Origin of the sequence: Aminiphilus circumscriptus DSM 16581, assembly GCF_000526375.1 — a bacterium.
GTDB classification, from domain to species: domain Bacteria; phylum Synergistota; class Synergistia; order Synergistales; family Aminiphilaceae; genus Aminiphilus; species Aminiphilus circumscriptus.
Genome location: NZ_JAFY01000007.1, coordinates 72,515 through 91,626 on the forward strand (window position 1 = coordinate 72,515; position 19,112 = coordinate 91,626).

Consider the following 19,112-nt stretch of genomic DNA (forward strand, 5'->3'; position numbering starts at 1 on the left):
TCCCCTGTGTCCACAGCAGGGGGAGGAAAGTGATGCGCTACCTTCAGATAGAGGAAAGGCTAGCTGACGGATATATCTGTCCCTGGAGGAATTCGGAGTGCCTGGGGATGAACTGCATGTGTTGGTATCCAAGCGAGGACCTGGACGGTTTCGGAAGATGCGGGCTTGTGCCCGGCGAGGAGGATTGACAAAGAGCCGGGCGCGTCCCTTCCCTTCCTCGGGGGAGGGTGGTAGGGGGGGGCGGTTCAATCCCTGGAGAGCGTGTCCGACGTCCACGCGGCGGGGAGACGGGCGGAATTTTTTGATTGGATTATTAAGGGGGGTTTAGTCCTTTATGGCGCGATTGAAAAAGAATGCAGCATTGCGAATACTCGAAGGAGTGCCGGGACAAAGCCGGGTTGCTCCTGTGGTCGAAAAAGGAGAGGTCCCGGAGTGCCCGGAATGGTTAACCGGTATTGCCCGGGAAGAATGGAACCGGGTTGCCCCTGCGCTTCATGCGGCGGGATTGCTGACCGGGTTGGACGTATCCGCGCTTGAAGGGTATTGTGCTTGTTATGGGAAATGGCGGGAAGCTGAGCAACGGCTTGCCGATGAGGGGCTGACGATACTCACTCCGAACGGCTGCGTACAGGCGCATCCATGCCAAAGCATCTCGAACCAGGCACAAAAATTGTTGCTCGCCTGGACAAAAAACTTCGGGTTGTCTCCCGACAGTCGGGGAAGGATGGAACTGCCGCCTGCGCCGCCGGCAATGGATGAGGATTCCCTTTTCCTAAAAAAACTCATGGACCATACGCCGGGGAGGTAAACTTACCCCCTTACCCAAAAGGCGCGGAGACGCGTTCCTGATTCCAGGGCGGCGGTTTATGAAATGGAGGTCCTGGAGATATGACCTCCCCCCCTGGGGTATAATCAATGCAACTCTGTTGCACGGAGGTGGCGCTCATAAGGAATCCCTTCTTGGCTTGTGCGGAGCGCAGCCTCCGACTGTATCCGACATGGAACAAGATAAAGTCGGAGGTGGAGCGGGAACTCCGGCGGGCTTCCCTTCCCGGGGGTTTCTCCTCCGGGACGAAGGTCCAGGGAGGGGAGCACGCGCCGCAGCAGGAGCGCTATCTCGAACGCCTTGACAGTAATTCCCTGTTGTACCGGCTGAACAGGAATTGTGAGCTGGTGGAGAGAGCGCTCCGGGAGTTGACGGACGAAGAGCGGGAGTTTGTTGACCTGTTCTGGTGGCGTGACCTCACCTGTGATTACGGCTCTCATGAACAGATCGTTGGTAGGGAACTCGGGATTGCTGATCGGTCGGTCTGGCGGTGGCGCCGGCGTATCCTGGAGAAGATAGAGCCGTCCCTCCGTGGGATCGATCCTGGGGTAAGGTGAGGATAATGTCTCCTTCAGGCATTGAATTCCTTGAGCATTGCCGGGCAGTCTACCAGGGCAAAATAGACCGGTTCCTGTGTCCCGAATTCGAGAAGGCTTTCCGTGAATATGCTGAATCCATAACCGCCCCGCAGTTTGGGGAAAGGGTGCAGCGGTCCAGGACCTCGGAACACGCGGAACGGTTCACAGACATGCTGCTCGAATTCCATGGAGAGCGGGACCGGCGGGTGGAGGAATACCAACGGCTCATTGACCGGATAGATGACGTCCTCGAAGGGCGGGCAGGGGAATTCCTGACGGGATCGGCGGCGCTGAAGTGGGTACGGGGTGAGGACGAAAAAAGCCCCTCGGGATGAGGGGCTTTCTCCCGTGTTGGTCGCACCGACGAACACGTAGCCGTCAAAGAGAGAGACAGCCGCGCTCCCCAAGGAAAATCGGGTTTGTCAATAAATGACAAAACCCGAAAAGCGCCGCCGAAGAGATAGCCGCCCCTCAGTTTGAACCTTAGCAAACCTTAATAACTCCCCAAGGAAAAGAGCCTCCCGGCGCAGGAGGCTCCTTCACCTTGCGGCGAAAAATAACGGTTCGTTACTTTTGCTCCTTCCCCTTGTGGGACAGTATCACCGCCGTCAGTCCAACGGATAGACCGCCTCCATTCCATGAGCCTTTCTGTAGACGTTCTGCCCTCGGCAGACAATGGGCGTTATCCAATGTTCCGGGTGGCGCCGCGCCACGGCTCCAAGGATATGTTCAATCTCAATAAGCCGCCTGGTGTTCCCTGCTGCCTTGCACCGTTCATATTCCCGACCCAAGCGGACCAGAAACACTTGCACCATCATAGGCAACGGCTCCATGGTGATCCTCCTTCCTTGGGCGTCATTCCAGCCTCGGCGGGACGTTCATTCCATGGATATACTGGTAATCGTCGCCGTCCTCAGTCTCGAACCACTGCCGGTAAAAATCGGTGTAGGCGTGCGGTTCCCCGTCGTTTGTGGCGCTTCCCGGTAGAGTGAATTCCCCGGACGGGGCTTCATCCTCGAACATCGCGAGCATGGCGCGTTTATCGGCGGCGCTGCCGACGCAATATTTCCAGTGCTGTTCCATCCAATTGAAAAAATGATCCGCGTTGACGTTGTGATCCGTAATGGTCTGGATCATCTCAGGCGTCCTCTATCAGGTCCGAAAAGTACTCCGCATAATCCTCCGGTTCAAGGTGTTCCTGTGCCCACTGAAAAGCCTCTTCCCTCGAAAGGGGAGTGATAGCCTCGCCACCGGCGGTGGCGTTGCCGTGGCTTTGGGCGTAGTGCGATTTCGCGCCGCCACTACCCGCAAGGAAGAAATTTCCCTTCGAGGTGAGGTACAGCTTTTCCTCGCAGTACTCGAAGTCGGACGTCGAATAGCCGTTCCACCATGTGCCAATTTCCTGCGATGTTTCAGTGCGATACAGTTTTCCTCCGATGATTCTTTTCATACTGTGATTCCTCCTTTTATGTGATGTCCCTCTCGTGGGACTTGAACCCGATATACCCTCCAGGACACGCCAGAACGCCCCCAGAAGCCTTCCCTCTCTTTGAGGGGTATGATTCATCCTCTTAGGGTAAAATAAACGCTCCTGAGGCGTTCTGCGGGGTCATTTTACGCCTTCCTCCTCCGCCGGTTCTCCAGAACACCGGAGACGACCGCCGCTTTCCCATGGGCAGCCTGGAGATCATGCACGTCGAGATGTTCGTAAAATTTCGCAGTCGTTGAAATCGAGGCATGACCAAGTAGGGCAGCGGTCAGGGCAATATTCCCTGTGTTCCTGAGGAATTCCGTTGCGCACAAATGACGAAGACCGTGAATCTTCATCCGCTCGCCTATGCGGTCAGATACCCTGCGGATCTGATATCCGAAGACGGACGGGTTTAGCTGCCCTCCGGTCTCGGTTGGAAACATCCAGGAAGATCGCCACTCCGGCAGCCTGAGACCGATAAACCGCTTAACCTCCCTTCCCACCTGTGGCGACACAGGGACAGTTCTTCCTGTGCGCGTCTTGCTTGTCTCCGGTCGAACGGTGAGGAGGAGAGCATGGTCGTCGAAGTCTTCCACCTTGAGACCGCACAACTCGCCTCGACGAAGACCCGTATCGAGGGCAAGGAGGAACATGGCGTACAGGCGACGCTCCCCATACCTGGAGAGATCTAGGGCATCGAGGAAGGCTTTCACGTCCTCCAGGGCGGGAATATCTTTCCGCTTGCCCGGCACAGTACACTTGATGTTTTTCATGGGCGTATCCTCGAAGATTCCCTCTTCCACGAGAAACCGACAGAAGACCTTCAGAACCTTTATCCTGGTAAACCGGGACCACTCCTTTTCCGGTTCGGAGATGAACGGCAGTATTGCCGCTCTCGGGTTCTGGAGAAATTCGGGATATTCTCTGAGGAACGGCTGAAGGATATTTCGATACAGGGCAATGGTGTTCGGTGATAATCCTTCGGCTTTCCTGATGGAGCAGAGAGCATCGAGGGCGGCATGGGCGTCACGGTACGGGGTGTTTAGCGTGGCAATGGCTGCGGGCATGATTATCAATCTCCTTTCTTTTCGAGGGTACGAACAGGAGATTGTCAGGTTTGGGAATGTTGTTTCTGTAGCGCTTCCCTATACAAAAAAAGGGCTTCTGCACATTTGCAGAAACCCTGTCATTGCACATGGTGGGCGACACAGGGCTCGAACCTGTGACCTCTTCCGTGTGAAGGAAGCGCTCTTCCGCTGAGCTAGTCGCCCTCGAACGACGGTCATTATAGCGGGCTTTTTTCTTCTTTGCAAGCGCCAGTCGTCTTCGTGCATGTTCGAACGGCGGAGGCCGTCGTGTGTGAAAAAACCGACGGCGGGGGAGATGTGGGGAGAGCGTCTTCGGCGATGTTCGCGCCGAGGCTTGCAGTACCTTGTGCGACGACGGTGGAAACGCGGGGGTAACGTGCAATATCTTTCGCAAAATTTGAGAGGAGTAGATCTTTCCAAAACAAGACGAAGGCGGGAGCTTTTTCGCGGGAAGAGGTAGCTGCGTCCTAGTCGAAAAGGATTGAAAAGAGTAGAATGTTCGCGGGTTCGTTTTTGATTCGCAAAACGGTTTGACGGAGGAGGAACGGCGTGTCCTATTCCATGCTGGAAGAGATTTCGGAATTTTGGAGCGGATTCGGGTTCGAGCCTTGGCAGTGGAACGGAATGAAGGGGGTGGCCCGATCGATGACATTCCGAAAGGGATCGTTCATCGGAGAAGTGGCTTCCTACGAGGCGCGCGACCGTATCGTCTGGCAGCATACGGGAGAAGCGCACGTCGAGATGCTGCTTCGCGACACGGAACCCGTTCGGAATGTGATGACCCAGCGCTTTCTCCTCATCGGCGAAGAAGAGGACGTGAAACCGCGTCTTCGTGCGTTCCGTTGGGGATTTTGCGGTTTCGTGGAGGTGTTCCGGTACCGTTTCGGCGGCCGGGGACATAAGAAGTTCAAGGATCTGGTGGCACTTTCCGAGGCGGCTCTCGCCTATGCCCGGAAAAAGCCGTTTTCCGCCTGAGGAGAAAGAGAGACGGACGCGAAAGCGGTGTGCGTGCGGATGTGATCGTCTGGAGGTGATGCGTGCGCAGAGGTTGAAGTGGAACTGATTCAAAGAGGCAGGATTGGGGAAAACGCAGTGTGTACTGTACATTGGATTCGTTTTCATAGTTTTAGGGGGTGAAAGATCTTGCTGTCCATGATGTTCATCGGTGCTACGGTATTTTTCATCATCGCCTATGTGGTGTACGGCAAATTTCTGACCAACGTCTTCAATTTGAACGACGACAACAAAACGCCCGCAGAGGTCTATTTCGACGGTGTGGACTACGTTCCCGCCCATCCGGCGGTTCTTCTGGGACACCACTTCGCATCCATCGCCGGAGCGGGGCCCATCGTTGGTCCCATCACGGCGGCGGCCATGTTCGGATGGCTCCCCGCCTACATCTGGTGCCTCGTCGGTTCCGCCTTCATCGGCGGTGTGCATGACATGGGAGCCCTCGTCGCCTCCATCCGGCACAAGGGACTCTCCGTGGGCGAAGTGGTGGAACGGTGGATCGGTCACAGAGGAAAGAAGCTCTTCCTCACCTTCACGTGGCTGGCCCTCGTCCTCGTTGTGGCGGTCTTCATGGAACTTGCTGCCCAGACTTTCGCCGCGGATCCCGCCGTGGCCTTTTCCGGAACGCTCTACATCTTCATGGCCCTCATTTTCGGCGTACTCATCTACCGAATGGGGCTCTCCCTCTTCATCAGCACCCTCGTCATGGTCCCCATCGTCATCGGGGCTGTCTTCTACGCGGACAGCGTCGAATGGGTGCCCCAGTTCTTCGCCTTCGGCAGGGATCTCTCCACGCCCGAGGGCAAGGCATCCCTAGTCAACCTGTGGCGGGTGGTCCTTACTGTGTACATCTTCGCCGCCTCGGTCCTGCCGGTGTGGCTCCTGCTCCAGCCCCGGGACTACCTGGCGTCCTACCTGCTCTACTTCTCCGTCGCCATCGGCGCCATCGGCATGATCTTCGGGAAGCAGTTCGACGTCTCCTCCTTCCCGGCGTTCACGGGGTTCACCTCGGCCAAGGGGGACTTCCTCTGGCCCATTCTCTTCATCACTGTGGCCTGCGGCGCCATCTCGGGATTCCATTCCCTTGTGGGCAGCGGTACCACGGCGAAGCAGATCCGGCGTGAGAAGGACGCGGTGCTCGTGGGATACGGCGCCATGCTCATCGAGGGCATCGTGGCGGTCATCGCTATCGGCACGGTCATGATGGCGGGCAAGATCCTCGAAGGCGGCCCCAACATGACCTACGGGAAGGGGCTCGGCCAGTTCGCCTCCCTTGTGGGGATCGATCCCAGGATCGGTGCCTCCCTGGGGCTTCTGGCTCTGAACTCCTTCATCCTCACCTCGCTTGACACGGCGACGCGTCTTGCCCGGTACCAGTTGCAGGAGTTCACGGACATGAAGCTCGACAGGTACACCGCCACCGCCATCGGTGTCGGTGCGGCGCTTTTCCTCGTGTTCTACAAGACCGGGGGCAAGGCGGCGTGGCAGCTCATCTGGCCCGTCTTCGGCGCGTCCAACCAGCTCGTGGCGGCCCTCGCCCTGCTCGCCATCGGCGTGTGGCTGAAGCGGGGACTGAAGAAGCCCAACGGATTCGTCATGGTGCCCATGCTCTTCATGTTCGTCACCACCATGGCGGCGCTGGTGCTCCTCATCAAGGCGAACCTGGCGAACCATCTGCTGGCGGGCATTTCGGTCCTGCTGGTCATTCTCGCGCTCCTGATGGCGAGGGAGGGGTTCGGCGCCCTGCAGAAGGGGCCCGAAAAGTAGCGGTTTTTCCGAAGAGAACATGTTCCGGAGCGGAGGGCGAGGGGCTGTGATCCTCGTCCCCCGCTCCGGGGATGCGCCCGGAAGCACTCTGGCGGAGAGACGGGATTGTACGGGGTGTAACGGCGGAACTCCGTCGGGAGCCCGGCGTTTTGCGTCGGAGGAAAGACAGTGGCCGAAGGAGCATGAAGCAGGGGAGCCTCAAGGCTCCCCTGCTTCATGCTCCTTCGGCCACTGTGTCTTCGATGTGTTGCTCTTCGTGTCGCTCTTTTCGCGCTGCCGTTCGGATTCGGCGGTATGTGGAGGAAGACTTCCTATTTGACACTGTAGGATTTGCTTCCCCACTGCTTTCCCTTGAGAGGCGTTCCCGACACGAGTTCCACAAAACGGCTCAGGCATTTGGGACATTTGAGTCCCGTCGGCTTTTTGTCCTCCACGTCGAACTGGTGGCCGCAGGAAATACACCGGAACGTCCGCATACCGCACGTCACCTCCCCGCATCACAGAATCATCTTTCCGCGAAAATTATAGCTTTCCCGGGAGGCAAAGAAAAGCCCCCGTTTCTCGATGCGCTGCGAAGCGCCTGCGATCAGAGAAAAAGCAGGCCGAGAAGCAGGGCGAGGAGAAGCGAGGGGAGCATGTTTACCACCCGGATCGCCTTGATCTCCAGAATGGAGATGCCGAGTCCGAGCAACAGCAGGCCTCCCACGGCGCTCACCTCGTTGATGAGGGGTTCCGAGAGGGTTGACTGGAGTGCGCCTGCGAAGAGCGTGAGCGCTCCCTGATAGAGGAAGAGGGGCACGCTCGCCAGGAGGACGCCCGCTCCGAGAGAGGCGGCGAGGGCGATGGAGGCGATGCCGTCCAGCAGGGATTTGGCCATGAGGAGGTTCGGAAATCCGCCGAGCCCTTCTTCGATGGCGCCGAGAATCGCCATGGAGCCCGTGCAGAAGAGGAGCGACGTGGTGACGAATCCCTCGACGAACTTGTCGTCTTTGGAGCCGATGCGGCGCTTCACTTTCTCGGCGAGACGGCGGAGCGCTCCGTCCAGGTCACAGAGTTCGCCCACAAGGGAGCCGCCCACGATGCTGAAGATGAGAATGAGGAAGTTCTGTGTTTTGGTGGCCATGTGGATGCCGAGAAAGAGCGTGAAGAGCCCGATGGCCTGAAAAGTGATGGTGCTGAAGCGTTCGGGAAGTTTTGAATGGGCCGAAAGGCCGAGAATCCCGCCGAGAAGGACGGCGATGGCGTTCGTGAAGCTTCCCAAGGCGGGAATGTGTTCCAGAAATGCGGTCATGAAGAAATCCTCCCCGGAGTGAATGGATGGCGCGCCCTCGTCTCTTGCCCTGGAGAGTGCCTCGTGGAGGGTTTTCCTCTGGCTGGGAAGCACGTGGAAGCGCTGCGAACGAGACCTGGCGACGCCGACAAGTATAGCCCGGAATATCCCTTTTGGAGAAGAGCTGAAGATCCCGGAAGGAAAAAATCTCCCTCCGCTTTGTCGGAGAAAGAATCAGAGAAGGAGGAAGACGTGGCGGAAGATGAGATAGGTGCCGAGGAGGAGGAAAATGCCTCCTGTGACGAGCCTGGAGAGTTTTTCCACCGAGGAAAAGGTGAGGAGAAGTGTTGCGGCGGAGTGCATACCCTTGCCGAGCAAGGCTGCTGCGGCGATGACGGGAAGCCCCGTGCCGACGCCGTAGAAGAGAGGCAGGAGAAACGGTGAGGAATGTTCCACCGCCAGAGGGACGAGGGTTCCGAAAAAAAGCGCCGCTGCCACGGGGCAGAGGGCCAGGCCAAAGAGAACTCCCAGCAGAAAGGCGCCTCCCGCGTTTCTGGAAAAACGGAGGGATTCTGTTTTGCCGGACCAGGGAAACGAAAGCGGGACGAGGTCGAGAAGAAACACACCGACGATGAGCAGGAGCGGTCCCGCGAGTTTGTTCATGGAGCGCTGGAGCAGCGCGGAAAGGCCTGGCAAGGACAGAATACCCGTGACGACCACAACGCCGAGAAGAATCGTTACGAGAGTTCTTCCCGCCACGTAGGCCGCGCCGGAGATGAACATGTCCCGTCTCGTGCGCCCCATGTCCCCTTGTACGAGATAGGCCACGGCGGCCACGTTCGTCGCCAGCGGGCAGGGGCTGATCGAGGTGAGAATGCCCAACCACAGAGCGCCTCCCAGGGCGAGAAGAAAGGACGTCGATGTCATGAACCGTTCCCCCGTCGGAGCATGGTGTCGAGTTCGTCCTGCAGATAGGTCCGGAATGCGGCGGGGTTGGAGGCCAGTTCCCACACATCGGAGAGATTCTTCCACTCCGTGAGGGCTCCCGAGGCGTCGTACCGGGCGAGCACGAGGGAGGTGGTGAAGATCTGGAACGTCTCGATGAAGCAGCCGTTTTCCCGCTCCTCCACGTTGACGTCCCGGAAGAGCAGTTCTCCCTTTCCGAGGCGGGAGGCGTAGTCGCTGGTCACGACCTCGAGAGCGAGACGCTTGATTTCCTCGCAGGTGGGGCAGTGAGCGTTGCCGTGCAGCACGTAGACGAAGAGACGGTTGCCGCGCTCGGGAGAGGCTGCGCAGGGAGTCGCTTCAATGGGAACGACGTCGTTCATTGCCCGGATATCCCGTGCCACATCCATCCCTGCGGCGAGCAGACTGATTATTCCGAAGAGAAGCAGGCCTGCGCCGAGAGTGGTTTTGAGCCGAAAGCGCCACAAGCGCATTTGAATACCCCCTAAAGGTACATCGATTTTTGTGTCTCAAGTATAGTCGAGAAGAGCTTTCTTTGCAATGGAAGAGAGAAAAATCCGCCGGAAGGCGGAGAGCGGAAGAACGGTCACGCTAGGCTCGCACTTCGCCATGTGCTACACTGAAACCAATGAAATCGTGGGCTTCGGAGGGCTGTCGTACAGCGATTCCGAAGGACTTTGGGAAACGAGGAGGGATGAGGCTCGTGGACGTTCCTCGAAGGGGTACCGGCGACATTTCCCTTGTTCTCTGCGGCGCCGCGGGACAGGGTGTGCAGACGGTGGAACATCTTATGGTGCGGCTCGCCAAGGCAGCGGGATATCACGTCTTCGCGAGCAGCGAGTACATGTCCCGTGTGAGGGGCGGAAGCAATTCCACGGAAATCCGTCTCGGAAGCGTTCCCGTGCGCGGCCTCGTGGACCGCATCGACGTTCTCGTCGCTCTGAACGGCGGCATCCGTCCAAACGTCCGGAACCGCATCGACGAAGAAACCCTCGTTCTCGGGGATCCCGAGGAGCTGGGCGACGAGTTTGCCTCTCTCGGCGAGCGTTTTGTCCCCGTTCCGTTTCTTCGGGCGGCCCGGGAGGGCGGAAACAGGGTCTACGCCAACGTGGCCGCCGCGGCGTGTCTTGCCGCGATCTTCGGGATGCCCTTCGCCGCTCTGGAGACCTATTTCGCGGAGCGCTTCGGTGCGAAGAGCCCCGATGTGGTGCAGGGAAACCTCGCCGTGGCGGAGAAGGGATTCGCCCTGGGGGAGGAACTCCTCCGCAAGGGTGTGCTCCGCATCTCCCTCGCGCATGCGTCGTCCCAGGGGGAGCGGATCGTCCTCGACGGGTCCGAGGCGGTTGCTCTGGGAGCGCTTGCAGGGGGCTGCGATTTCTGTACGGGCTATCCCATGTCCCCCGCCACGGGAGTGCTCACGTTCCTGGTGAAGAACGCGGATCGGTTCGGCGTGGCGGTGGAACAGGTAGAGGACGAGATCGCCGCCATGAACATGGCGGTGGGTGCGTCCTACATGGGTGCTCTTCCTCTCTGCACGACCTCGGGAGGCGGGTTTGCCCTCATGTCCGAGGGATTGAGCCTGGCGGGGATCATGGAGACCCCCGTGGTGGTCCACCTGGCGCAGCGCCCCGGCCCCGCCACGGGAATGGCCACCCGGACGGAGCAGGCCGACCTCGAGCTGGCCCTTTATTCCGGGCACGGGGAGTTCCCGCGGATCCTCTTCGCTCCGGGGACCCTCGAAGAGGCCTTCTTCGTCACCCGGAGGGCCTTCGAACTCGCCGCCCGCTACCAGACGCCCGCCATCGTGCTCACCGACCAGTATTTCACCAACACATCCTACGACATTCCCCTGCCGGACCTTCCTGACGCCGCTCCCGACCGGTGTCTCGTCGAAGCGGGGCCGGAGTACCGCCGCTACGAAGAATCTCCCGACGGCGTGTCGCCCCGGAGTGTTCCCGGCTTCGGAACGGGGCTGGTCGGTGCGGACAGCCACGAGCATGACGAAGAGGCCCACGTGTATGAGGACTTCGACCTCCGTACCCGCATGAACGCCCGCCGACTCCGAAAGTTCGAGGGACTCCGCCGCGAGGCTCTGCCTCCGACGCGCATCGGCCCGGAGGATGCGGACATCCTCGTGATCTGCTGGGGCTCCACCCGCCCCATCGTGGAGGAGGCTGTGGCATCCCTGGGGAGGGCGGACACGGCGGTGCTCCATTTCGCCCAGGTGTGGCCCGTCGCGCCCGAGACGGAAGCACTGCTCGCCCGGGCGAAGTACGTTTTCGTCGTGGAGGGAAACGCCACGGGACAGCTCGCCACGCTTCTGCGGTGCGAGACGGGGCGTCGTGCGGACGCGTCGGTGCGGACGTGGAAGGGGCTGCAGTTCTCCGTGGAGGAGGTCCGCCGCGGCCTCGCGGACGTGCTCGACAAGACGGTGGGGAGGTGACCTCCGTGCAAGACCCTCGGATCTTCGACATGGACCACGCGGATCTCTCCTGGTGTCCCGGATGCGGCGATTTCCAGATTCTGGAGGCGCTTAAAAAGGCTCTGGCGGAACTGGACATCGCCCCCAACCAGGTGGTCGTCGCCTCGGGCATCGGCCAGGCGGCGAAGCTGCCGCACTACATGAAGTGCCACTGCTTCAACGGTCTTCACGGGCGGGCTCTTTCCTGCGCCACCGCCATGAAGATGGCGAACCCGGACATGCTGGTTCTCGCCGTGGGCGGCGACGGCGACATGTACGGCGAGGGGGGGAATCATTTCCTCCACACCGTCCGCCGCAATCCGAACGTCAAGAACTTCGTCCACAACAACGGCGTCTACGGACTGACCAAGGGACAGGCGTCCCCCACGAGCTTCGTGGGCATGAAAACACCCACCTCGCCGGAGGGAGTCTTCAGCGAACCCATCAATCCCGTGGCGCTCGCGATCTGCCTCGGTGCCTCCTTCGTGGCGAGGGCCTTCTCCGGCGACGTGGAACAGACGAAGGAGATCATGAAGCAAGCCATTCTCCACAAGGGATATGCCCTGGTGGACATTTTTCAGCCCTGCGTCTCCTTCAACAAAATCAATACGTTCAAGTGGTACAAGGAGCATACCTATTATCTCGACGGATCCCACGATCCCGAGGACCGGGAGGCGGCACTGCGAAAGGCCTTCGAGGCGGAAAAGATGCCTCTCGGCCTTCTCTATCGGCGAGAACGCCCCGTCTTCGAGGAGCATCTGGCTCCCTACAAGGAGCAGCGTCTTCCTCTGTATCGGCGCCGCCGGGACATGAGGGATCTGGAAGCCTTCATCCGGCAACAGTACGCCTGAGCCGGAAGGTGCCGGACGACGGAAGGAGGTGGGGATTGTGATCGAGGTGGGAATGCAGGCCCCGGAGTTTGCCCTCGAAGAGGCGCCGGGAAAGATCGTGACCCTCGGCTCCCTTGCCGGTTCCTGGGTGGTGCTCTATTGCTATCCCAAGGATGACACCAAGGGATGCACCCTGGAGGCGCTGGAATTTTCCGCCCTCGAAGAGGAGTTTGCCCGGAGGAATGCGGTGGTGCTGGGAATCAGCCCCGATTCCTGCGCCAGCCACGAGGCCTTTCGCGGCAAGCATGCCCTCCGGGTCCGTCTGCTCAGCGATCCCGGCCGGACCATGCTCGAAACCTATGGTGTATGGCGGGAAAAGGTTCTTTATGGAAAGCGTTCCCTCGGCGTCGTGCGAACCACCTTTTTGCTGGATCCCGAGGGGAAGGTCGTGCGCGTCTGGAACAACGTGAAAGCCCTCGGGCATGCCGAAAAGGTCCTCGCCGCCCTTGATGGAGCGCAGGGTTCGGGGGCTGACGTGTGAATCCCTTCGCCTGGATCGTGCCTCTCGGCATTGCCGCCTACGTGCTGCTCGCGCTGACGGTGGCGACGGGCCTTCTGCAGCGCCGGGTGCGAAGGTGGAAGCTCTTTCCGCTGCACAGGGCACTCGGCGTCAGCGCCCTTGTGGTGGCGACGATGCACGCATTTCTGGTTCTCTGGGGATATCTGCTTTGAGGGTCGGCCCGCTTGCGGAGTTTTCAGGCGGAGCACAGGCTCTATCCGGAAAGGAGGCGGAATTCATGCGACAGGAGGAACGGAAACGGTACGTCGTTTCTCTCTTCTCGGGAGTGCTCCTCGCGGCGCTCTTTTTGTGGGGGGCGGTCGCGCAGGCCCATCCTCCCAAGAACATCACCGTTGCCTATGATGCCGGAACAGCCACACTTATCGTGACCATCGAGCACAGCGTCAAGGACGTGGAAAAACACTACATCGACGAGATTCGAATTCTCAAGGGTGGTGCGGAACTGGCCCAGGGGAAACCGAGCAGGCAGACGGACACAGAACAGGAGATCTTCACGGTGAACCTACCGGGGCTGAAATCCGGCGATATCCTCACGGTGGATGCCAAGTGCAACATCTTCGGCACGCTTCGCAAGGACGTTCCCATTCCCTGACGGAACGGGAAACGGAAGGCCGGTGGAATTTCCGCGTCGCGCAGGGCAGCACCGCTCCGGAACGGTTTTCCTCCGTTCTTCCGGGGCGGTTCTTTTCGGGGTCGGGAGACGGTTCGGCCCGAAGCGACAGGAATGTGGGAGTGCAGGAAAGGATGGTGCGGCAATGCTTCTGGCGCAGGAACGGGCCGCCGTGGTCCGTTACGGAAGGAAGCTCGTCGCCGCGGGGCTTACCGCGGGAACCGGAGGGAATTTGAGTTGCCGCTCTCCGGAGACGGGTATGGTGGCCATTTCGCCCAGCGGCATGGACTACGGGGAGATCGCGGAAGAGGATGTGGCGGTGCTCTCGCCTTCCGGCGAGGTGGTGGAGGGGAGGCGGAAACCTTCCTCCGAATGGGCCATGCATCTCGAGGCCTATCGGGTCCGGTCCGACGCGGGCGGAGTGGTCCACACCCATTCTCCCTTCGCCACGGTGCTCGCCTGCCTCGGCTGGGAGATCCCCCCAGTGCACTATCTGGTGGGGTTCGCCGGCAAGCGCGTGCCCTGTATCCCCTACGTGCTCTTTGGTACGGACGAACTGGCCCGGAGTGCCGCATCGGCCCTTGGAGAGGGGAACGCGGTGCTCCTGGGAAACCACGGCCTTCTCGCCGTCGGTCCCACGTTGTCCAGAGCCTTCGCCACCGCGGAGGAGATCGAGTTCGTCGCCCAGGTGTACTACCGGACGCGCTGTGTCGGCGAACCCAAGGTCCTCTCCGACGGGGAGATGGAGCCGGTCCTCGCCAAGTTCGCCGCCTACGGGCAGCAGTAGGAGGGAAAACCGTGCATTTCCTCACGTTCCTTCTTACCCTCGGCCTCGCGGCGGTGGCTTTTCCGGTGCTCTATCTCAGAGGCGTCGTCTCTCTCGTGGAGCGCTGCCAGGCTTTTCTCGCCCCCGAGGCGTCCACGCAGCCGCGGAAGCCCCTTGCCGAGGGCGTGAGCGTGGCGGCGGGAAAGAGCGGTTTTTCGGTGGAACGCCTGCCTCTGCTTCTCGGAAGCGGATTGCTCCTGGTTCTGGAGATCTACATCCAGAGCGCCTGGTCCGCCTTCTCGGTCCTCAAGGTCTTGGAGTATGCACAGCAGCCCGGCGCGACGCGCTGGGTCTACTACGCCTCGGGGTTCCTCCTCTGCGAGGGGGCGCTGGGCGTCATCGCCAGAAAGGATCCGGGACTCAGCATTTTCCGCGTCCTTCGCTCGGTGATCCCCATGGGTTCCTTCGCGGTCTTCGCTCTCGTTCCGTCGCGGATCGACATCTTCTACGGATGGCTCCGGGCGCTCGCTTCCTTCCGGCTTTGGTGAGTGTCGTTCTTTTTTAGGGCCGACCGAGGGGCGACACCCCTCCGTTTGGTTGGCGGGGCGGCATTTCAGCATATGGAGGGGCGTGCTTCTCAGGAAGGAGTGCCGGCCCGGGGGCGTCGCCGCTTCAGCGGCAGCACCACCGTGACCGTGGTTCCCTCGTCGGGTGCACTCTCCACGCTGAAGGTGCCTCGGTGCAGCTCCGCAAGGCGCTTGGCGAGGACCAGCCCCAGTCCGGTCCCCTGCTGTTCCAGAAACTGTCGGTTGAATTGCACGTAGGCGCCGATGCGCTCTACCTGGGAGGATGTCATGCCGCTTCCCTCATCGTGGACGGAGAGGCGGAACACCCCTTCCCCGACGGTTGCCCTGACGGTCACCGCCGTTCCCGGAGAAGAGAATTTGAAGGCGTTGGAGAGGAGTTCCTCCGCGATTTTGCGAAAATGCTCGTCCACGATGGGAAGCGTTGCGTCCGCGTCGATCCGGAGGGACAGGTCGGAGGTACGCTCGTGTTCTGCGGCGGTACGGTCCGCCACGCCGGAAAGACTCTGCCGGAAGGAGAGCGTCTCTCCCTGAAGGAATCGACGGCGGTACGTCGCGTCCTTGTGGGCGATCTCCAGTCTCGCGTAGAGAAGGTTGTTCTTCGTGATCCGGCAGAGGCGGTCCGAAGCGCGCAGGATAGCGTCCAGATGTTCGTTTCTCTGCCCTTGGTCCATGCGTTCCCACTCGTTCCGGAGGTGCTCCGCGTTGGCGCGCAGGATGGTAAGGGGCGTGAAGAGTTCGTGGGGAAGCGCCATGGAGAGATTGCCCCGCAGTTCCTCATATCGGGCTGCCGTGGCGCTTTCCTGGAGTGCCTGTCGTGCGAGCCGCGCCGAAACGGCCCGGAGAAGGGTCTCCCCCGAAAAGGGTTTTGTGACGTAGTCGTCGGCTCCTCGTTCCATACCGTTGCGGACATCCGCCGCCCTTGTCCTTGCGGTGAGGAAGATGAAAGGAATGTCCGCCGTGGCGGGGCTGTTCCGAAGGGTCTTCAGGACACCGTATCCGTCCACGCCGGGCATGAGAATGTCGCAGACGATCAGGTCGGGAAGAGTCGCCTCGGCGAGCTGAATGCCTTCTTCCCCGGAGGCGGCCTTGAGGACCGTGTATCCCTCGAGTTCCAGCAGATCCCCCACGTTCGCGAGCAACTCACCTTCGTCCTCGATGAGAAGAATCCTGTTTTTCATGGCGTTCCCTCTCCCCCCTTTGTGGAGGAGCCGCCAGCGGGCAGAAGCACGGTCACGACGGTCCCTTCGTTCACGACGCTGTCGATGGAAATGGTTCCTCCGTGGGCGCTGACGCAGCGTTTCACGATGGCCAGTCCGAGCCCCGTGCCGCGGACGGTTCCTACATTGCGTCCCCGGTTGAAGACATGAAAGAGCCTTCCGAGGTCCTCCTGCGGAATGCCGATGCCCGAATCCCTGACGTCCAGGCGAAGCGCCTCTCCTTGCCTGCGGATCCCGCAGAAGACCTTCGTCGTCTCGGGGGAATATTTGACGGCGTTGGAGAGCAGGTTCGTCAGAATGGGGCGAAGAAGGTCCACATCGACGATGAAGGAGTGCTCCGGATCTTCTTCGCAGGTCGTCTCGATGCGCCCTTTCTGTTTGAGCACGGCCTCCACGTCGGCGACGACGGTGGCGAGGAGCGGCCGCAGCTCCACAGACCTGGGCAGACAGGTGAGATTCGTCGATTCGACCCGTCCCGCCTCGATAATGTTTCCCAGAAGATGTTCCATCTGGAAGATTCCCTGATGAATGCTCTCTACGTAGCGTTCGATCTGTGGTTTCTTCAGCGATTCGCCGTGACGGTCGAGGATCGTCGCGGCGGAGAGAATCGTACTCATGGGCGTGCGGAATTCGTGGGAGACCATGGAGATGAAGGTGTTTTTGAGTTCGTTCAGCTCTTTCTCCCGTTGCAGCGCCTTTTCCAGCTCCTCGGCGAAACGTTGTCGTTCCGTGATGTCCGAGACGATGATGACGAAGGAGCCGTTTTCCAGCGAGCGGGATCTCCGGAATTCGGCTATTTTCCACTCGCCGCTCTTGCAGAGGATGGGAGCGATGACGCTCTCGGGTTCGGCGTTTGTGACCTCCCAATAGTCATAGTCGGCGGAGGGAACCTCCTCTTCTTCCGTGACGGGGTGCAGTGCGGCGAACCAGGCGTTTCTATTGGGCAGGTCCTGCCTCGTGTAGCCTGTCATGAGAGTGAACTCTGGGTTCACCAGGATGATCTCCCTGCCGTCGGTGACGACGATACCGTAGGGGGCATTCTCCAGGACGGAGGTGAGGGTGTCCGTGAGTTCCTGCTGGTATTTCAGCGCTTTTGCGATATGACGTTCGTTGCGCTTGCGCTCCGTCACGTCCTCGAGCATGATCACACGGAGCGCGTCCGCCGAAGAAAGCGATGCCCGGAATTCGATGTCCCGTATTTCCCCATTTCGGCAGCGTATGGAGAGGACCACCGGATAGGGTGCCGGGTCGCTGAGGTATCCCTCCCAGAATTGTTCGCACAGGGAGTTCTCTTCATCCGCGGGGCGGAAACAGCGGCACCACTCCCGAACGGAGCCTAAGTGCTGCAGCGAATATCCCGTGAGGGCCGTGAATTCCCTGTTCACGTAGGAGATGATTCTGCCGTCGAAGAACGCCACGCCGTTGGGCGTGTTGTCGAGAATGAAGGCAAGTGTATGCTGTTCGCGCTCGAGGCGCTGCTGGATCTCCTCGCGTTCGCCGATTTCGGCGAGAAGCGCCCGGTTGAGATTCGCGAGTTCCACCGTGCGCTCGGTGATCTTTTCCTCCAGGTCTCGGGAGAGCTGTTCGAGTTCGTGCTTGGCGCGAACCCTGTCCGTGATGTCCAGGCCGATCTCCTGGATTTCCATGCAGTGTCCGGAGGCATTGAAAATCCCCTTCTGCGTCCACTCCTGCCAGCGCTTTTTCCCCTGGTGGTACGCCCAGATCTCCCTGGTGAAGGTCGGGCGCTCCGGAGAGAGACTCGTGGTGATCCACCGAAGGTTCTCTCGTTCGTGGGGCGGGACGAACTCGAAGACGGACTGCCCCACGATGTCCTTGGGAGACAGTCCTCGATACGCACAGTAGGAAGCGTTGGCGAAGAGGATGGTTCCATCCGCCAGCCAGCGAAGGATGAATGTGTCCGCCTCGTCGACGATGGACCGGAAGAGTGTTGCCATGGACGGGTCCGAGAAGGACGCCCTTCCGGAGCACGCCGTGTTGTTGCGGAGGAGGAGAAGCGTCGTCCCCGCTCCGTCGGAGTGACGGGGCGGAAGCGCGGTCACGGAAAAACTCACTGCCAGGCGTTCTCCACCCTGTCGATGCAAATAGCCTGGGAAAAAGAGCGTGTCGAAATCGATGTTTTGCCCCTTTTTTTCTGTTGCTTTGGGCGTGAGGAAAGGCGTGATTTGGGGCAGGAGCAACGGAGCGGACTCGCCCGAGCACTGTTCGTGCCTGGAATAACCTGCGAGGGATGCGAACGCGCTGTTCGCGGAAAAAATTCGGTCCCCCCGGAGAATCGCCATGGCCAGGGGGTTTTCGAAAAAAGCGAGAGAAAAAAGGGATTTCTCCCGAGACAGGTCGGACATGAGACACCTCCAAACCGTGGAAAGGATGGCGAACTCTTGATATTCCGTTTTCATTGTAACCTATACCGTCCTCTGAAAGCGCACATGCGGAGACGTCCCGGTCTTTTTTGGGAATGCCGCTGCAAGGAGGGGAGCGGATGAAAATGACACGGACGGCTCGTGCAAGCACGCCCTCGACGCGAAGTGTGCCGCATTCCGCCCGTGCGAAGAGGTGTCCGCGTTGCGCTGCGGAAAAACACCGTATGAAGCAGGCACGAGGATGTGGCGCACAGGAGGACAAGTTTGTTTGACGAAGGACGTGGACGTCTCGTCCGGTTCATGTTCGTTTGCGGCTGGAGTGGGCCGTTTCTTCATGTCGTTGACGGGTCGATTTCTGATGCCGTTTGACAGTTTGTTCTGAAAATCCCTTTTTGTGACCGATTGACAGGATCATGCCGGGGTGACGGCTCATTTCCGGGCGACGGGAGAGATTTCTCCAGAGCGTCAGAAGAGCGTTGTGCGGAAACAAAGGTTTCGTGTCGGAGGGACCGGCGACATGGACACACATTCCTGGCATGTTCCGGCTGGAAAGAGCGTTTCATCAGTCTCGGAGCGTCGGAAGGGCAGGAAATTTCGAAGAAAGAATTCTTCAGACAGTTCCAACGAGACTGCCCTTGCAAAGAGGGATTCGCAATGCCTATAATCGGAAACGCAGAACAGTCCCGAAAGGAGGTTCTCAAAG

Annotated in this window: 23 protein-coding genes and 1 tRNA gene; 13 read left to right on the plus strand and 11 right to left on the minus strand. The window is 59.9% G+C overall.

From position 1 onward, the window contains the following. The first annotated feature begins 32 nt into the window (after positions 1–32). The 4 genes from K349_RS19220 (at position 33) to K349_RS19225 (ending at position 1,739) form a co-directional block, all read left to right on the plus strand. A complete protein-coding gene (locus K349_RS19220) occupies positions 33–188 on the plus strand; it encodes a hypothetical protein (RefSeq protein ID WP_157367378.1) in 156 nt (51 codons plus the stop codon). Between the two features lie 146 nt (positions 189–334). Continuing rightward, the gene (locus K349_RS0110920) at positions 335–808 is read left to right on the plus strand and encodes a phage terminase small subunit P27 family (protein WP_029165823.1); all 474 of its coding nucleotides are present in this window, start codon (positions 335–337) and stop codon (positions 806–808) included. Positions 809–960: 152 nt separating this feature from the next. After that, positions 961–1,383: a hypothetical protein gene (locus tag K349_RS0110925; RefSeq protein ID WP_157367379.1), complete on the plus strand. Its 423-nt coding sequence runs from the start codon at positions 961–963 to the stop codon at positions 1,381–1,383. A 191-nt stretch (positions 1,384–1,574) separates the two neighbouring features. Continuing rightward, positions 1,575–1,739, plus strand: coding sequence for a hypothetical protein (locus K349_RS19225; RefSeq protein ID WP_157367380.1), 165 nt, complete (start codon positions 1,575–1,577; stop codon positions 1,737–1,739). Positions 1,740–2,012: 273 nt separating this feature from the next. Here K349_RS19225 and K349_RS0110935 read toward each other — a convergent pair whose 3' ends face one another. The 5 genes from K349_RS0110935 to K349_RS0110955 form a co-directional block, all read right to left on the minus strand. After that, a complete protein-coding gene (locus K349_RS0110935; RefSeq protein ID WP_029165826.1) occupies positions 2,013–2,237 on the minus strand; it encodes a hypothetical protein in 225 nt (74 codons plus the stop codon). A gap of 22 nt (positions 2,238–2,259) precedes the next feature. Next, the gene (locus K349_RS0110940; RefSeq protein WP_029165827.1) at positions 2,260–2,541 is read right to left on the minus strand and encodes a hypothetical protein; all 282 of its coding nucleotides are present in this window, start codon (positions 2,539–2,541) and stop codon (positions 2,260–2,262) included. A gap of 1 nt (position 2,542) precedes the next feature. Then, positions 2,543–2,854, minus strand: coding sequence for a hypothetical protein (locus K349_RS0110945; protein WP_029165828.1), 312 nt, complete (start codon positions 2,852–2,854; stop codon positions 2,543–2,545). Positions 2,855–3,018: 164 nt separating this feature from the next. Next, positions 3,019–3,942 carry a tyrosine-type recombinase/integrase gene (locus K349_RS0110950; protein WP_029165829.1) on the minus strand — a complete coding sequence of 308 codons (924 nt, stop codon included), beginning with the start codon at positions 3,940–3,942 and terminating at the stop codon, positions 3,019–3,021. 129 nt (positions 3,943–4,071) lie between these two features. Beyond that, positions 4,072–4,146 (minus strand) — tRNA-Val (locus K349_RS0110955). 366 nt (positions 4,147–4,512) lie between these two features. Between K349_RS0110955 and K349_RS0110960 the strand changes: the two genes are divergently transcribed. Further along, positions 4,513–4,938, plus strand: a complete 426-nt coding sequence (locus K349_RS0110960; protein ID WP_029165830.1) for a hypothetical protein — start codon at positions 4,513–4,515, stop codon at positions 4,936–4,938. Between the two features lie 177 nt (positions 4,939–5,115). After that, the gene (locus tag K349_RS0110965; protein WP_211240373.1) at positions 5,116–6,741 is read left to right on the plus strand and encodes a carbon starvation CstA family protein; all 1,626 of its coding nucleotides are present in this window, start codon (positions 5,116–5,118) and stop codon (positions 6,739–6,741) included. 311 nt (positions 6,742–7,052) lie between these two features. Here the strand turns inward: K349_RS0110965 and K349_RS0110970 are convergent, their stop codons facing one another. The 4 genes from K349_RS0110970 to K349_RS0110985 form a co-directional block, all read right to left on the minus strand. After that, positions 7,053–7,217, minus strand: coding sequence for a TFIIB-type zinc ribbon-containing protein (locus K349_RS0110970; RefSeq protein WP_029165832.1), 165 nt, complete (start codon positions 7,215–7,217; stop codon positions 7,053–7,055). 110 nt (positions 7,218–7,327) lie between these two features. Beyond that, positions 7,328–8,032: a DUF554 domain-containing protein gene (locus K349_RS0110975; protein ID WP_034265685.1), complete on the minus strand. Its 705-nt coding sequence runs from the start codon at positions 8,030–8,032 to the stop codon at positions 7,328–7,330. Between the two features lie 213 nt (positions 8,033–8,245). Then, entirely contained in the window at positions 8,246–8,938 is a 693-nt protein-coding gene (locus K349_RS0110980; protein WP_029165834.1) for an aromatic aminobenezylarsenical efflux permease ArsG family transporter, read from the minus strand. Then, positions 8,935–9,450 (minus strand): nitrophenyl compound nitroreductase subunit ArsF family protein, encoded by a 516-nt coding sequence (locus K349_RS0110985; RefSeq protein WP_029165835.1) that lies wholly within the window; start codon positions 9,448–9,450, stop codon positions 8,935–8,937. The genes K349_RS0110980 and K349_RS0110985 overlap by 4 nt, the downstream gene beginning before the upstream one ends. Before the next feature lie 221 nt (positions 9,451–9,671). Here K349_RS0110985 and K349_RS0110995 point away from each other — a divergent pair, with 221 nt between their 5' ends. The 7 genes from K349_RS0110995 (at position 9,672) to K349_RS18140 (ending at position 14,772) form a co-directional block, all read left to right on the plus strand. Continuing rightward, entirely contained in the window at positions 9,672–11,420 is a 1,749-nt protein-coding gene (locus tag K349_RS0110995; RefSeq protein ID WP_029165836.1) for a 2-oxoacid:acceptor oxidoreductase subunit alpha, read from the plus strand. A 5-nt stretch (positions 11,421–11,425) separates the two neighbouring features. After that, positions 11,426–12,289, plus strand: a complete 864-nt coding sequence (locus K349_RS0111000; RefSeq protein ID WP_029165837.1) for a thiamine pyrophosphate-dependent enzyme — start codon at positions 11,426–11,428, stop codon at positions 12,287–12,289. Positions 12,290–12,326: 37 nt separating this feature from the next. Further along, positions 12,327–12,809 carry a peroxiredoxin gene (locus K349_RS0111005; RefSeq protein ID WP_245588045.1) on the plus strand — a complete coding sequence of 161 codons (483 nt, stop codon included), beginning with the start codon at positions 12,327–12,329 and terminating at the stop codon, positions 12,807–12,809. After that, positions 12,806–13,000 carry a hypothetical protein gene (locus tag K349_RS0111010; protein ID WP_029165839.1) on the plus strand — a complete coding sequence of 65 codons (195 nt, stop codon included), beginning with the start codon at positions 12,806–12,808 and terminating at the stop codon, positions 12,998–13,000. The genes K349_RS0111005 and K349_RS0111010 overlap by 4 nt, the downstream gene beginning before the upstream one ends. A 65-nt stretch (positions 13,001–13,065) precedes the next feature. Then, a complete protein-coding gene (locus K349_RS0111015) occupies positions 13,066–13,440 on the plus strand; it encodes a TMEM14 family protein (protein ID WP_029165840.1) in 375 nt (124 codons plus the stop codon). A gap of 163 nt (positions 13,441–13,603) precedes the next feature. Beyond that, entirely contained in the window at positions 13,604–14,245 is a 642-nt protein-coding gene (locus K349_RS0111020; RefSeq protein WP_029165841.1) for an L-fuculose-phosphate aldolase, read from the plus strand. 11 nt (positions 14,246–14,256) lie between these two features. Next, positions 14,257–14,772, plus strand: coding sequence for a hypothetical protein (locus K349_RS18140; protein WP_029165842.1), 516 nt, complete (start codon positions 14,257–14,259; stop codon positions 14,770–14,772). Positions 14,773–14,861: 89 nt separating this feature from the next. Here K349_RS18140 and K349_RS0111030 read toward each other — a convergent pair whose 3' ends face one another. Together K349_RS0111030 and K349_RS0111035 are read right to left on the minus strand one after the other, a co-directional pair. Then, the gene (locus tag K349_RS0111030) at positions 14,862–15,989 is read right to left on the minus strand and encodes a hybrid sensor histidine kinase/response regulator (protein WP_029165843.1); all 1,128 of its coding nucleotides are present in this window, start codon (positions 15,987–15,989) and stop codon (positions 14,862–14,864) included. Continuing rightward, a complete protein-coding gene (locus K349_RS0111035; RefSeq protein ID WP_169731348.1) occupies positions 15,986–18,391 on the minus strand; it encodes a sensor histidine kinase in 2,406 nt (801 codons plus the stop codon). The genes K349_RS0111030 and K349_RS0111035 overlap by 4 nt, the downstream gene beginning before the upstream one ends. Between the last annotated feature and the right edge of the window lie 721 nt (positions 18,392–19,112).